The sequence below is a fragment of the Klebsiella sp. CN_Kp113 genome (assembly GCF_040064585.1).
Taxonomy (GTDB): domain Bacteria; phylum Pseudomonadota; class Gammaproteobacteria; order Enterobacterales; family Enterobacteriaceae; genus Klebsiella; species Klebsiella michiganensis.
Window position 1 is genome coordinate 55,625 of sequence record NZ_JBEAID010000011.1, and the last position, 13,012, is coordinate 68,636.

General features: G+C 56.8%; 12 protein-coding genes and 1 other RNA gene. 5 read left to right on the top strand and 8 right to left on the bottom strand.

Translation table 11 applies throughout. The features are described 5' to 3' along the window. Positions 1-5: 5 nt before the first annotated feature. On the top strand, positions 6-773 hold the full coding sequence (locus ABLV30_RS05340) for an oxidative stress defense protein (RefSeq protein ID WP_265802024.1): 768 nt from the start codon (positions 6-8) through the stop codon (positions 771-773). Between the two features lie 120 nt (positions 774-893). Further along, positions 894-1,790, top strand: coding sequence for a LysR family transcriptional regulator (locus tag ABLV30_RS05345; protein ID WP_014226814.1), 897 nt, complete (start codon positions 894-896; stop codon positions 1,788-1,790). On the opposite strand, the gene ABLV30_RS05350 is transcribed toward ABLV30_RS05345, so the two are convergent. From ABLV30_RS05350 to argP, 5 genes are all read right to left on the bottom strand, one after another. Further along, on the bottom strand, positions 1,787-3,253 hold the full coding sequence (locus ABLV30_RS05350) for an acetyl-CoA hydrolase/transferase family protein (RefSeq protein ID WP_154920032.1): 1,467 nt from the start codon (positions 3,251-3,253) through the stop codon (positions 1,787-1,789). The two genes, ABLV30_RS05345 and ABLV30_RS05350, sit on opposite strands and share 4 nt — an antisense overlap. Before the next feature lie 24 nt (positions 3,254-3,277). Further along, the gene (gene scpB / locus ABLV30_RS05355) at positions 3,278-4,063 is read right to left on the bottom strand and encodes a methylmalonyl-CoA decarboxylase (protein WP_265802022.1); all 786 of its coding nucleotides are present in this window, start codon (positions 4,061-4,063) and stop codon (positions 3,278-3,280) included. Between the two features lie 10 nt (positions 4,064-4,073). Then, complete coding sequence (gene meaB, locus ABLV30_RS05360) at positions 4,074-5,069, bottom strand: methylmalonyl Co-A mutase-associated GTPase MeaB (protein ID WP_064375475.1); 996 nt, start codon at positions 5,067-5,069, stop codon at positions 4,074-4,076. Further along, positions 5,062-7,206: a methylmalonyl-CoA mutase gene (gene scpA / locus ABLV30_RS05365; RefSeq protein WP_348865567.1), complete on the bottom strand. Its 2,145-nt coding sequence runs from the start codon at positions 7,204-7,206 to the stop codon at positions 5,062-5,064. The genes meaB and scpA overlap by 8 nt, the downstream gene beginning before the upstream one ends. Positions 7,207-7,404: 198 nt before the next feature. Continuing rightward, positions 7,405-8,298, bottom strand: a complete 894-nt coding sequence (argP, locus tag ABLV30_RS05370) for a DNA-binding transcriptional regulator ArgP (protein WP_004105608.1) — start codon at positions 8,296-8,298, stop codon at positions 7,405-7,407. A gap of 169 nt (positions 8,299-8,467) precedes the next feature. Here argP and rpiA point away from each other — a divergent pair, with 169 nt between their 5' ends. Then, positions 8,468-9,127: a ribose-5-phosphate isomerase RpiA gene (gene rpiA / locus ABLV30_RS05375; RefSeq protein ID WP_004125006.1), complete on the top strand. Its 660-nt coding sequence runs from the start codon at positions 8,468-8,470 to the stop codon at positions 9,125-9,127. Between the two features lie 269 nt (positions 9,128-9,396). After that, on the top strand, positions 9,397-10,629 hold the full coding sequence (gene serA / locus ABLV30_RS05380; protein ID WP_004115297.1) for a phosphoglycerate dehydrogenase: 1,233 nt from the start codon (positions 9,397-9,399) through the stop codon (positions 10,627-10,629). 377 nt (positions 10,630-11,006) lie between these two features. On the opposite strand, the gene ABLV30_RS05385 is transcribed toward serA, so the two are convergent. The 3 genes from ABLV30_RS05385 to zapA all read right to left on the bottom strand — a co-directional run bounded on the left by ABLV30_RS05385 (position 11,007) and on the right by zapA (position 12,258). After that, positions 11,007-11,603, bottom strand: coding sequence for a 5-formyltetrahydrofolate cyclo-ligase (locus ABLV30_RS05385; RefSeq protein ID WP_047722932.1), 597 nt, complete (start codon positions 11,601-11,603; stop codon positions 11,007-11,009). Between the two features lie 100 nt (positions 11,604-11,703). Next, a non-coding RNA gene (gene ssrS, locus ABLV30_RS05390) (6S RNA) lies at positions 11,704-11,887 on the bottom strand. Positions 11,888-11,928: 41 nt separating this feature from the next. Further along, positions 11,929-12,258 carry a cell division protein ZapA gene (zapA, locus tag ABLV30_RS05395; RefSeq protein WP_004105598.1) on the bottom strand — a complete coding sequence of 110 codons (330 nt, stop codon included), beginning with the start codon at positions 12,256-12,258 and terminating at the stop codon, positions 11,929-11,931. Between the two features lie 165 nt (positions 12,259-12,423). Between zapA and ABLV30_RS05400 the strand changes: the two genes are divergently transcribed. Next, positions 12,424-13,002: a YecA family protein gene (locus ABLV30_RS05400; RefSeq protein WP_004133578.1), complete on the top strand. Its 579-nt coding sequence runs from the start codon at positions 12,424-12,426 to the stop codon at positions 13,000-13,002. Positions 13,003-13,012 lie beyond the last annotated feature (10 nt).

Sequence of the window (13,012 nt, forward strand, 5' to 3'; positions counted from 1 at the left end):
CGACAGTGAAGTTAAAAGTCATGGCCCTGGCGGCGGCACTCGGATTTAGCGCAATGGAAGTTCAGGCAAACGAGTTGCCAAACGGCCCACATATCGTCACTTCAGGTACCGCCAGCGTCGCAGCGGTTCCTGATATCGCTACGCTGGCGATTGAAGTAAACGTCTCCGCGAAAGACGCGGCATCCGCTAAAAAACAGGCCGATGAGCGCGTGGCCCAGTATCTCTCCTTCCTGGAGAAGAGCGGCATTGCGAAGAAAGACATTAACTCAGCTAACCTGCGTACCCAGCCTGATTACGACTATCAGAACGGTAAAAGCATTCTTAAGGGCTACCGCGCGGTGCGTAGCGTTGAAGTGACGCTGCGCCAGCTGGATAAGCTCAACGGTCTGTTAGATGGGGCGCTTAAAGCCGGTCTGAATGAGATCCGTTCGGTTTCACTGGGCGTGGCGCAGCCGGACGCTTATAAAGATAAAGCGCGTAAAGCGGCGATTGATGATGCCATTCACCAGGCTCAGGAGCTGGCTACCGGGTTCCACGGCAAACTGGGGCCCGTCTACAGCGTTCGCTATCATGTCTCCAACTACCAGCCGAGCCCGATGGTGCGGATGATGAAAGCCGATGCGGCGCCGGTTTCTGCTCAGGAAACCTACGAGCAGGCGACCATTCAGTTTGATGACCAGGTAGACGTGGTGTTTGAGCTGCAGCCGACCCAGCCTGCGCCAGCACCTGCGGAACCGGCGAAACCCGCTGAAGAACCCAAAGCCGCGCAGTAATCCTGTCGCCCGGCCTTCGCGCCGGGTTTTTTCTGTCACTATCTGTAAAATTGAGAGCGCGACAAAAGTCTTTTCCCTGAATAAGGTAAGGATATATCCCTGTTCTACGATGAGGTGAGCATGGATATCTTTATTTCAAAAAAGATGCGCAATTTCATTCTGTTGGCGCAGACCAATAATATCGCCAGAGCGGCGGAAAAAATTCATATGACCGCGTCTCCCTTCGGCAAAAGCATCGCTGCGCTGGAGGATCAGATCGGCTATACGCTATTTACCCGTAAAGATAACAGCATCAGCCTCAATAAAGCGGGGCAGGAGCTCTATCAGAAACTGTTTCCCATTTATCAGCGCTTATCGGCCATCGATAACGAAATTCACTATTCCGCGCACCGCTCGCGCAACATCGTTATCGGCATCGACAATACCTATCCAACGATTATTTTCGATCAGCTCATCAGCCTGGGCGATAAATACGATGGCGTAACCACCCAGGCCGTGGAGTTCAGCGAGAATGGCGTGATTGATAACCTGTTCGATCGCCAGCTGGATTTTATTATCTCGCCGCAGCATGTTTCGCCCCGCGTGCAGGAGCTGGAAAATTTGACCATTAGCGAACTGGCGCCGCTGCGTCTGGGGTTTCTTGTTTCCCGCCGTTATGAAGATAAGCCGCCGCAGGATCTGTTACGTGAGCTGCCCTGGCTGCAGATGCGTTTCCAGAACCGGGCCAATTTTGAGGCGATGCTGGACGCGTATATGCGCCCCAGCGGGATCAACCCGACGATTATCTATCGCCCCTACAGCTTTATGGCCAAAATTAGCGCCGTAGAGCGCGGGCAGTTTTTGACGGTTATTCCTTACTTCGCCTGGCGTCTGGTGAATCCGGCGAAGCTGAAGTACTTCGACGCGCCCGGCAGCGCGATGTATATGCAGGAGTATCTCTATTCGCTGAAAAATCATCGCTATACCGCCACGATGCTTCAGCATATTACTGAAGATCGCGACGGCGCGGAGGGCTAGCCGAGCATTGAACCGTGCTCAAGCAGATTACGATGCAGGTCGAAGGCGTGGGCGAGGTCGTGGTGAATATGTCCGCCGGGAGCACTCTCCAGATAGCGATGTAAATAGTCCCGGTAGAGCGGATGCGCGCAGTTATCAATGATGGCGCGGGCGCGCTGCAGCGGCGATAGCCCGCGCAGATCGGCGATACCCTGCTCGGTAACGATCGCCTTCACGCTGTGCTCGCTGTGATCGACATGGCTGCACATCGGCACGATGGTGGAGATCTTCCCGTCCTTGGCGATGGACGGCGCCATAAAGATAGAGAGCCAGGCGTTGCGTTCAAAATCGCCGCTGCCGCCGATGCCGTTCATCAGATTCACCCCGGCTACGTGCGTCGAGTTGGCGTGACCGTAGATATCAAACTCCAGCCCCACGTTGAGGGCGATAACCCCCAGACGGCGGATAATTTCCGGATGATTGGAGATCTCCTGCGGGCGCAGGACAATGCGGCTGGCGAAGAAATCCATATTGTCGTAAATCTTGCGCAACGAATCGGCGGATATCGTCAGGCTGGAGGCGCTGACGCCGGTGATTTTCCCCGTTTCCAGCAGATGAACCACCGACTCCTGTAAAACTTCCGAGTACATCATAAAAGCGGGGATATCCGGATTTTCGCCCAGCCGCGCCATGACCGCGTTGTTGATATTGCCCACGCCGCTTTGCAGCGGCAGAAATTCAGGCGGGATGCGTCCGCGAGCCATCTCTTCCAGCAGAAAGGTGACCACGTTATCGGCAATTTTCTGACAAACCGGATTATTGTTATCCAGAACGTTTCCGGCGTCGGGCAGCTCGGTCTCCACCACAGCGACAATCTTTTTCGGATCGATTTGCACGTACCGGCTGCCCACGCGATCCATCGCATGAAAGATGGCGATGCTGTTGCGCCGCGGCGGGGCGCCGGGGATCACGATATCGGCCAGCTCGGCAACCCGCGGGCTGTGGTAGTGATTCAGCTCAATGATCACTTTCTTCGCCCGCAGCAGCCAGGTTGGCGCGTTGCCGATACCGCTGGTGAGCCAGACCCGTCCGTCCGGCGCGATAGCCGAAGCTTCGATCACCGCGACATCAATCTCGCCAAAGAACCCATAGTTGACCATTTGCGCCACTTCGCTCAGGTGCAGATCGACAAACTTCACCTGCCCCTGGTTGATTTTTTGCCGCAGTCCGGAGGCGGTCTGATACGGCGCGCGCCACGAGACGGCATCGGCTGCCGATAGCGCATCATCGGCGGCGGCGCTGATGGAGGCGCCGGTCAGCAAGCGGATCTGAAAAGGCTTCTGCGCCCGATGTAATTCGTCAGCGCGGCGAGCGATGGCCGCGGGCAGCGCTTTAGGCGAACCGGCGGGCGTGAATCCGCTGAACGCCACCATCTGGTCGTGCTGGATAATCTCCGCCGCTTCATCGGCGCTCATCCGTTTCATTTTATACTCCTTAATCCGGCGTGATTAATGGCCGACGAACTCAGGTTTACGCTTTTCCATAAACGCGCTCATGCCTTCCTGATAATCCACGCTGTCGTAGACGGCGCGACGCATTCCCTGAATACGTTCGAACTCATCGGAATTCATGGTGTGGGCTTCGCCAAGCACGCGCAGCTCTTCCTTAATGACCGCGATCGCCAGCGGCGCTTTCTCGGAGATGTGGTGCGCCATCTGCAAGGTAAAATCTTCCAGTTCGTCGGCGTCCACCACGTGATTGAGAATACCGACCGCCAGCGCGCGCTGGGCGGTAATCGGCAGGGCGGTGAAAATCAGCTCTTTCACGATATGAAAGCCGGCGTCGCGGGTCAGATTGTGAATGCCGACCAGGTTGTAGGGCACGCCGAGATTCACCGGCGTCATAGAGAACGTGGACGTGCTGGCGGCGATGATCAGATCGGAGCTCATGATCATCTCAAACGCGCCGCCCCAGACGCTGCCTTCGACCATGGAGATCACCGGTTTCGGATACTTTTGGATCATACGGGTGATCTGACGCAGCGGATCGTCATACGAGAGCGGATCGCGGCGCCCGCCGGGCAATTCGTGGATGTCATGGCCGGCGGAGAAAACCTTTGCTCCCCCGGGCGCGCGTAAAATGACGCAGCGAATTTCCGGCCGGTTGAGGTCGCTCAGCGCCTGCATCAGATCGTCGATGAACACCTTGCTTAAGGCGTTGAGCTTGCGGCTATAGTTGAACTCAATCACCGCAACCTTGCGGATAATATCGACATTAACATATTGATAAGACATAAATATCCTTTTACGCAAAGTAATGATTCTGGAGGAATTCGCTAATCTGCCGCAGGCCGGTGCGCGGCGAGAGGCCGTTGTTTTTTACCGCCTGTAGCGTTTGCTGGAAGTAGCGCGCAAAGTCGGTTCGGGCAAACAGCAGGTGCAGCGCCTCGGTTTCGGCCTGCTTTTGTAGCCACTCCAGCGCCTGGCGCTGGCGCAGTTTTTCCAGATCGCCGCTGTCGGTGAGGGTGGTTTTGAAGTCAAGAATTGCGAGCCAGACGGCTTCGATGCCGCGCTGCTCCAGCGCGCTACAGCTCAAAACGCGCGGCTGCCACGCGGCGTGCTTGCGGCGCAGAATATGCAGGGCGGATTCATACATATGACGGGTGATTGCCACCCTGGCGCGGTTCTCGCCATCATCTTTATTGATAACCACGATATCCGCCATCTCCATAATCCCCTTCTTAATGCCCTGCAGATCGTCACCGCCGCCGGCGATCTGCAGCGAGATAAAGCAGTCCACCAGCCGGGAGAGTTCCGTTTCCGACTGGCCGACGCCGACGGTTTCGACAATCACCGCGTCATAGCCCGCCGCTTCGCACAGCAGTATCAGCTCCCGCGCGCGCAGGCTGGTGCCGCCCAGATGGCCGCTGGAGGGCACCGGGCGAATAAAGGCCGAATCCGATCGCGCCAGTTCGATCATGCGCGTCTTGTCGCCAAGAATGCTGCCGCCGCTGACCGGGCTGCTCGGATCGACCGCTATCACCGCGACCCGCAGGCCGTGGCGAATCAGCAGCATGCCGAAAGCTTCCAGAAAAGTGCTTTTTCCGGCCCCCGGCGTGCCGGTGACGCCGAGGCGCAGGGCGTTGCCGGTGAAGGGCATAATGGCATCCAGCAGCTGTGCGCTTAGCGCCTGATGGCGGGGATGCTGGCTCTCCACCAGCGTCATGGCCTGGGCGAGCGTGGCCCGCTCGCCCAGGCGTAGTCGCCGCACGGCGTCCGTCAGCGTGGCGTGGTTAATCATGATATTGGCTAATCCTCATCAGGACGTCGCGTACGCTCTCCAGCATCGGCGTACCGGGGCCGTAAATGGCGGCCACGCCGCGCGCCTGTAGAAAGGCGTAATCCTGCGGCGGGATGACGCCGCCGGCGATGACGCAGATATCTTCCCGCCCCCATTTTTTCAGGGCATCGATCAGCTCGGGGATCAGGGTTTTGTGGCCTGCCGCCAGAGATGAGGCGCCCACCACGTGCACGTCGTTTTCCACCGCCAGGCGGGCGATCTCTTCTGGCGTGGAAAACATCGGGCTCAGGTCAACGTCGAAGCCGAGATCGGAATAGGCGCTGGCGATCACTTTGGCCCCGCGATCGTGACCGTCCTGACCCATTTTGGCGATCAGAATGCGCGGGCGGCGGCCGCGTTCCGCGAGGAATTTTTCGGTTTGCGCAACAATAGCGTCGAACTCGCCGGCGGCTTTGTCTGACTGGTGGTAGCTTTGCGCAATCACGCCGGTGACGCACTGGCTGGGCACCAGGTAGCGGTCAAACGCCGCCTCCAGCGCGTCGGAAATTTCGCCCAGCGTGGCGCGGACGCGGGCGGCGTTGATGGCGGCGGCCAGCAGGTTTTCACCATGCTGCGCGGCGTGGGTGAGGGCGTTCAGCGCGGCTTTTACCGTCACGTCGTCCCGACTGGCGCGAATTTTTTCCAGCGAGGCGATCTGTTCGTTGCGCACCTTGACGTTGTCGATCTCCAGTACCGCCGTTTCATCTTCTTTTTCCAGCTTGTACTTATTGACGCCGACGATGACGCGCTTGCCCTGGTCGATCAGCGATTGTTCGCGGGCGGAGGCCTCTTCGATCATCCGTTTCGGCAGTCCGGCCTCGATCGCCTTCGCCATTCCGCCCGCGTCGTCGATCTGCTGCATAATGGCTCGCGCCTGCTTAACGACTTGATCGGTCAGCGATTCGAGGTAGTACGATCCGGCCAGCGGGTCTACGGTGCGGCAGATCTCTGACTCCTCCTGGATGATGATCTGCGTATTACGCGCGATACGGGCGGAAAAGTCGGTGGGCAGGCCAAGCGCCTCGTCGAAAGCGTTGGTGTGCAGTGACTGGGTGCCGCCGAGCGTGGCGCCGAGCGCTTCGATAGTGGTGCGGATTACGTTGTTATACGGATCCTGCTCGGTGAGGCTCCAGCCGGAGGTCTGGCAGTGGGTGCGCAGGGCTAAGGATTTCGGATTGGTGGCGCCGAAGCCGCTTACCGCTTCGCTCCACAGGTAGCGTGCGGCGCGCAGCATCGCGACGTTCATAAACAGATCCATACCGATGCCGAAGAAAAACGACAGGCGCGGGGCGAAGTCATCGATTTTCAGTCCGGCGGAGAGCGCGGCCTTGATGTATTCGATACCGTCGGCCAGGGTAAAGGCCACCTGCTGCACGCAGTTGGCTCCGGCTTCGCCCATGTGGTAGCCGCTGATGCTGATGGTGTTAAAGCGCGGCATGTTGCCCGAACACCAGGCAATGATGTCGGCAATAATGCGCATTGAGGGCTTTGGCGGGTAAATATAGGTATTCCGGCACAGGTACTCTTTCAGAATATCGTTCTGGATCGTGCCGGTGAGCTGTTCAGGCGCAACCCCTTGTTCTTCCGCCGCGACGATATAAAACGCCATTATCGGCAGCACCGCACCGTTCATGGTCATCGATACGGACATCTTATCCAGCGGGATCCGATCGAATAAAATCTTCATGTCTTCGACGGTATCGATCGCCACGCCGGCTTTCCCCACGTCGCCCGCCACGCGCGGGTTATCGGAGTCATAGCCCCGGTGGGTCGCGAGGTCGAAGGCGACGGAAAGCCCTTTCTGCCCCGCGGCGAGGTTGCGGCGATAGAAAGCGTTGGACTCTTTGGCGGTGGAGAAACCGGCGTACTGGCGGATGGTCCACGGCTGTGCGGTGTACATGGTGGCGCGCGGGCCGCGAACGAAAGGCGGCAGGCCGGGTAGGGTGCCGGTCACTTCCAGATTATCAAGATCGGCTTCGGTATACAGCGGCTTAACGTCAATGCCCTCTGCCGTCTGTTTTACCAGGGCATCGACGGTTTTTTCCCGCCAGCTGAGCTCTTTGTTGGCGAGCGTTTGCCACTCCCGTAACTCTGACATGTTGTGCTCCGTATGCGCAATGAAATGGGATATTGCGAATACGGTGAGCTTTTTCATCGCCCCTGTCGCCAGCAAAAAATAGCCATCGATGCGTCGTTTTTTGCCGCATGAAATGTTTTATTTTGTGATGTATTTCAAAGATATGAACAGGAGAAGGTGGGTCATACAGGCCGGACGGCGCCGGCCTGCTTGCGGGGGTTAATCTTGTCTCAACACTTTATGGCCGTAATCGATCAGCGCATCGGTCACCCGGCGCATCATGCGGCTTTCCGGAGCAAAACGGTGCCAGTAGAGCATCCGGCGCTGGAACAGGCCCGGCGTGAGGTTAATCAGTTCGCCGCTGTTCAGCTCTCTCTCAATTTGCAGATGCGGGATCATACAGCAGGTTGTTCCCTGACGGGCCAGCTGCACAAAGGCTTCCGAGGAGTTCACGATATGGCAGGGCACGCTGCCCGGCGGCAAATCGAAGTTCTGCTGCAAAAAGGCCTGGTGCATATCATCGAGATGATCGAATGCCACCACCGGCGCTTTCAGCAGCGCCGAGCGGGTCACCCCGTTGGGGAAATAGCGCTGGGCAAACTCCTTCGAGGCGACGAACAGGTAGTCGAGGGCACCGAGCTGATCGACCAGGCAACTGGGCAGCGCCTGCGGCTGAATACTGACCGCGCCGACCACTTCGCCGCGGCGCAGGCGTTCCTGGGTCCGGGTCTCGTCTTCCACCTGCAGGTTCAGCCGAATAGGGGAGTCGGAAAGCACGCTGGAGAGCGCGGGCAGCAGCCAGGTGGCCAGGCTGTCGGCGTTGACCGCCAGCGATAGCAGCAGCGGCGTGGAGCCGGTTTGTTCATCGCCCAGCCACTCCTCTTCCAGCAGTTCGACCTGACGCAGCAGGGCCAGCAGCTTTTGCCCCTGTTCGGTGGGACGCGGCGGTACGGTTCGCACCAGCAGCGGTTGTCCAAACATGTTTTCCAGCTGTTTGATGCGCTGAGAGACGGCGGACTGCGTAATACAAAGCTTCTGCGCGGCGCGCTCAAACCCTCGTTCCCTGATTACCGCGTCCAGCGCCTGTAGTGTTCTGTAGTCCGGTCGTTTCATTGCTCTGGCGTGCCCCCTAATACTTTTCGTTAACTCGCACTATGACATAAATTTGTTTTTGATGAAGATGAAAAATTGGCGACCGCGTTGTGTGATCGCCGTCGCAGGGACAATGACCCCCCTGATGTTCTATAATGCGCCTCAGGAATTCACATCTCGGACCATAATCATGACGCAAGATGAACTGAAAAAAGCGGTAGGCTGGGCGGCACTGCAGTATGTACAACCGGGCACTATCGTTGGGGTCGGTACGGGCTCGACGGCGGCGCACTTTATCGATGCGCTGGGTACCATGAAAGGGCAAATAGAAGGGGCGGTTTCCAGCTCTGATGCCTCTACTGAAAAACTGAAAAGCCTTGGTATTACGGTTTTTGATCTGAACAGCGTTGATCGTCTTGGTATTTACGTGGACGGCGCAGATGAAATCAACGGCCACATGCAGATGATCAAGGGCGGTGGCGCAGCGCTGACGCGTGAGAAAATTATCGCTTCGGTCGCCGACAAATTTATCTGTATCGCCGATGCTTCCAAGCAGGTGGATATTCTGGGTAAATTCCCGCTGCCGGTGGAAGTGATCCCGATGGCGCGCAGCGCCGTGGCGCGTCAGCTGGTTAAGCTGGGCGGCCGTCCGGAGTATCGTCAGGGCGTCGTGACCGATAACGGCAACGTGATCCTCGATGTGTTTGGTCTGGAAATTCTGGACGCTATTGCGCTGGAAAATACCATTAACGGTATTCCGGGCGTCGTGACCGTTGGCCTGTTTGCGAATCGCGGTGCGGACGTTGCGCTGATTGGCACCGCTGATGGTGTAAAAACTATCACTAAATAGTCTGATCCGAGGGAGCGAATCGCTCCCTCGCAAATATTTTTTCTCCAGGCCTATTTTGGTGACTTCTGTCACATTTATGCGCCTTGTCTTAGTAACAATCTACCTTTCTTTTACTTTCTGGTGTTTTGTCCTGCTATTTCCCGCTGATTGATATTTCTTCAGGTTGCCGACGCAAACGTTCATATTGCCGCAATAGTTTTTTTTGATATGTTGCTGAGAAGAACTTTCGTTCCGCACGACATCAGTTAAGACAAAAACAGGACGGGGAAATGGCTAAGGTATCACTGGAAAAAGACAAGATTAAATTTCTGCTGGTTGAAGGTGTGCACCAAAAAGCGGTGGACAGCCTTCGCGCAGCGGGCTACACCAATATCGAATTTCATAAAGGCGCGCTGGATAGCGAAGAGCTGAAAGCGTCCATCCGTGATGCCCATTTCATCGGCCTGCGTTCCCGTACTCATCTGACTGAAGAGATCTTCGCGGCGGCGGAGAAGCTGGTCGCGGTTGGCTGCTTCTGTATCGGTACCAATCAGGTTGATTTAAACGCGGCGGCGAAACGCGGTATCCCGGTGTTTAACGCCCCGTTCTCCAATACCCGTTCCGTTGCTGAACTGGTGATCGGCGAACTGCTGCTTATGCTCCGCGGCGTACCGGCGGCAAATGCCAAAGCGCACCGCGGCGTATGGAACAAGCTGGCGGTCGGCAGCTTTGAAGCGCGCGGCAAAAAGCTGGGTATTATCGGCTATGGTCATATCGGCACGCAGCTGGGTATTCTGGCCGAATCGCTGGGGATGCATGTCTATTTCTACGATATTGAAAGCAAGCTGCCGTTAGGTAACGCGACTCAGGTCCAGCATCTTTCTGATTTGTTGAACATGAGCGATGTGGTGAGCCTGCACGTGCCGGAAAACGCCTCCACGAAGAACATGATTGGCGCGGAAGAGCTGGCGCTGATGAAACCCGGCGCGCTGCTGATCAACGCCTCTCGCGGCACCGTGGTGGATATCCCGGCGCTGTGCGATGCGCTGGCGAGCAAGCACCTGGCGGGCGCGGCGATCGACGTCTTCCCGACCGAGCCGGCGACCAACAGCGATCCGTTCAACTCTCCGCTCTGTGAGTTCGACAACGTTATCCTGACCCCGCACATTGGCGGCTCAACTCAGGAAGCGCAGGAAAACATCGGTCTGGAAGTGGCGGGCAAGCTGGCGAAATACTCCGATAACGGTTCTACGCTCTCGGCGGTTAACTTCCCGGAAGTGTCGCTGCCGCTGCACGGCGGGCGCCGTCTGCTGCATATCCATGAAAACCGTCCGGGCGTTCTGACCGCGATTAACCAGATTTTCGCCGCGCAGGGCATTAACATCGCGGCGCAGTATCTGCAAACCACTCCGCAAATGGGCTACGTGGTCATTGATATCGAAGCCGAAGAAGATGTCGCCCAGAGCGCGCTGCAGGCGATGAAGGCTATTCCTGGTACCATCCGCGCCCGTCTGCTGTTCTAACTCCTTTTATGCCAGCGGGCAGGTCATCGACCTGCCCCTTTTCTCCTGATAGACCCTTCTGCAATTTCCCGTCGCCACCCAAACGCTTTGCGAGGCTTGCCGCAAACGACGATTAAAACCGTCGGATGTCGTTGTGCCTGAAAGAAAGGGATTTACGATAAAGACTCAGCGTGGGGCTGAAACGGGAAAGCCCCTACCGAGGCAGGGGCTCTAAAAGGAAAGGGACGATGATGAGACTCTTCATCATGCTGCTTATCCTGTTAATCATCGCCTGGCCAGCATATTAACAGAGAGAATGCAGGAGGGAGGTTCGCCTCCCTCACCCTTCACCCAGGAATTTAGGTGAAAAAAACAGCAATGTCAATTGTTCGGGCGTTTTACCAGAGCCAGGTTTTTGACGGCGTGATGACCGCTGGCAGCGGGATATCCCACTGCTCCGTCGGCAGCGCGTCAACCTGCTGGCAATCATGCGCGTAGCCGACCGGCTGCAGGCGATACTGCCGCCAGTTTTGCAGCGTCCGGTCGTAAAATCCGCCGCCCATACCCAGGCGCTGTCCGGCGGCATCAAACGCGACCAGCGGCGTTACCAGTACATCCAGCTGGCTAAGCGGGAGGACATCGCGCACGTCGAGCTTCGGTTCGCGGATGTTCAGACGATTCACCACCAGATCGCTGCTTGGGTGGTAGTGCAGAAACAGAAGATTGCCGGGGCTGAACGGATGAAGCACGGGGAGATAGACCCGTTTGCCTGCCCGCCAGAGCTGATCAATCAGCGGCCGCGTATCCAGCTCGCCATCAAACGAAAGAAATACCGCGACCGTCTGCGCGAGCAGAACCGGCGGATACGCCATCATTCTGTCCGCCGCCTGGAGGGCGAACTGGGTTTGCTGCTCCGGCGTTAACGCGCGTCGGCGCTGGCGGATCTGCTGACGAATTTGCTGCCTGGTAAAGGGGATATCTGACAATAGGGTCATACCTGAGTCTCATCGGTGAGCAAACGATACCAACAGGCGTAGTCTAATACACGGCGGCGAAAGCCGAAAATTAACTTAGGGGGATGAAACGAAAAAGAAGGGAATCTCCGAGATGCCGCCGCAGGCTGTAACCCTTGAACCCTTGGTTCAAGGTGAATGTGTCGTCACAGTTTTAAGGCTTCTCGGACGGGCCGAGCATGCTCACCAACCGTGGAGCGCCACATTCTTGTGGTATGAAATATCGGCTCAGGGGACTGGCCCGCTTGCAAACATCTCAGAGAAATTTTGTTCTTGCGATTACTCTAACACAGTTAAATGCAAAGTGTTATTCAAACTTCTGCCCGGGTCTTTCGCTTATGCGACCTTGCTCAAGCAATGCTTGTTCGATGGTCTGCTGAAGCATCCGAATACGCTGCTCCATGCTGGCGGCGTAGTCGCGGGTTTTCGCTTTTTCCTGAGTCAACTCATAGCTGATGTTCAACGCGGCGATGAAGACCAGCTGCTCAGTATTTGTGACTCTAGTGCGTTCTTTTAAATCTTGCAACCGCTGATTCAGGTCGTCAGCTGCCTGGTTTAAGGCATCCCTTTGTTCAGGCGGGCAATTCACTCGTAGTGAACGGCCAAAAATTTGGAGATCTACGGGTTGTGCAGACATGCCACCTTCCTGCTGATTGACTGCGCGGCCTTCACGCCCTGGGAGGGTCTGCGAAGGGGCGACACTATAGCTACCCTGGTTTTAAGATACAAGCCCTATTCTGGTTCACCAGGGTCCAAAGTGGTAGCATATCATGAATATTCCTCCCAACGATGACGAATGCGCATGTCTATACAGAACGAAATGCCTGGCTACAACGCTGTAGACCAGTTACTGAACCAACAAGGGGTAGGATTAACCCCTGCCGAAATGCACGGTTTGATTAGCGGGATCCTGTGCGGCGGCAACAAAGACAGCAGCTGGCAGCCGTTGGTGCACGATCTGACTAACGAAGGCCTGGCTTTTGGTCACGAGCTGGCGCAGGCGCTGCGTAACATGCATTCCGCCACCAGCGATTCGCTGGAGGATGACGGTTTCTTATTCCAGCTCTACCTGCCGGATGGCGACGAGGTGAGCGTGTTCGATCGCGCCGATGCGCTCGCGGGTTGGGTGAACCATTTTCTGCTTGGGCTGGGCGTGACGCAGCCTAAGCTGGATAAAGTCAAAGACGAAACGGGTGAAGCCATCGACGATCTGCGCAATATTGCTCAGCTCGGGTATGACGAAGACGAGGATCAGGAAGAGCTCGAAATGTCTCTGGAGGAGATTATCGAATACGTACGCGTTGCTGCGCTGCTGTGCCACGACACCTTCTCTCTTCAGAAACCCACTGCGCCGGAAGTTCAAAAGCCGACGCTACACTAATCATTCATTA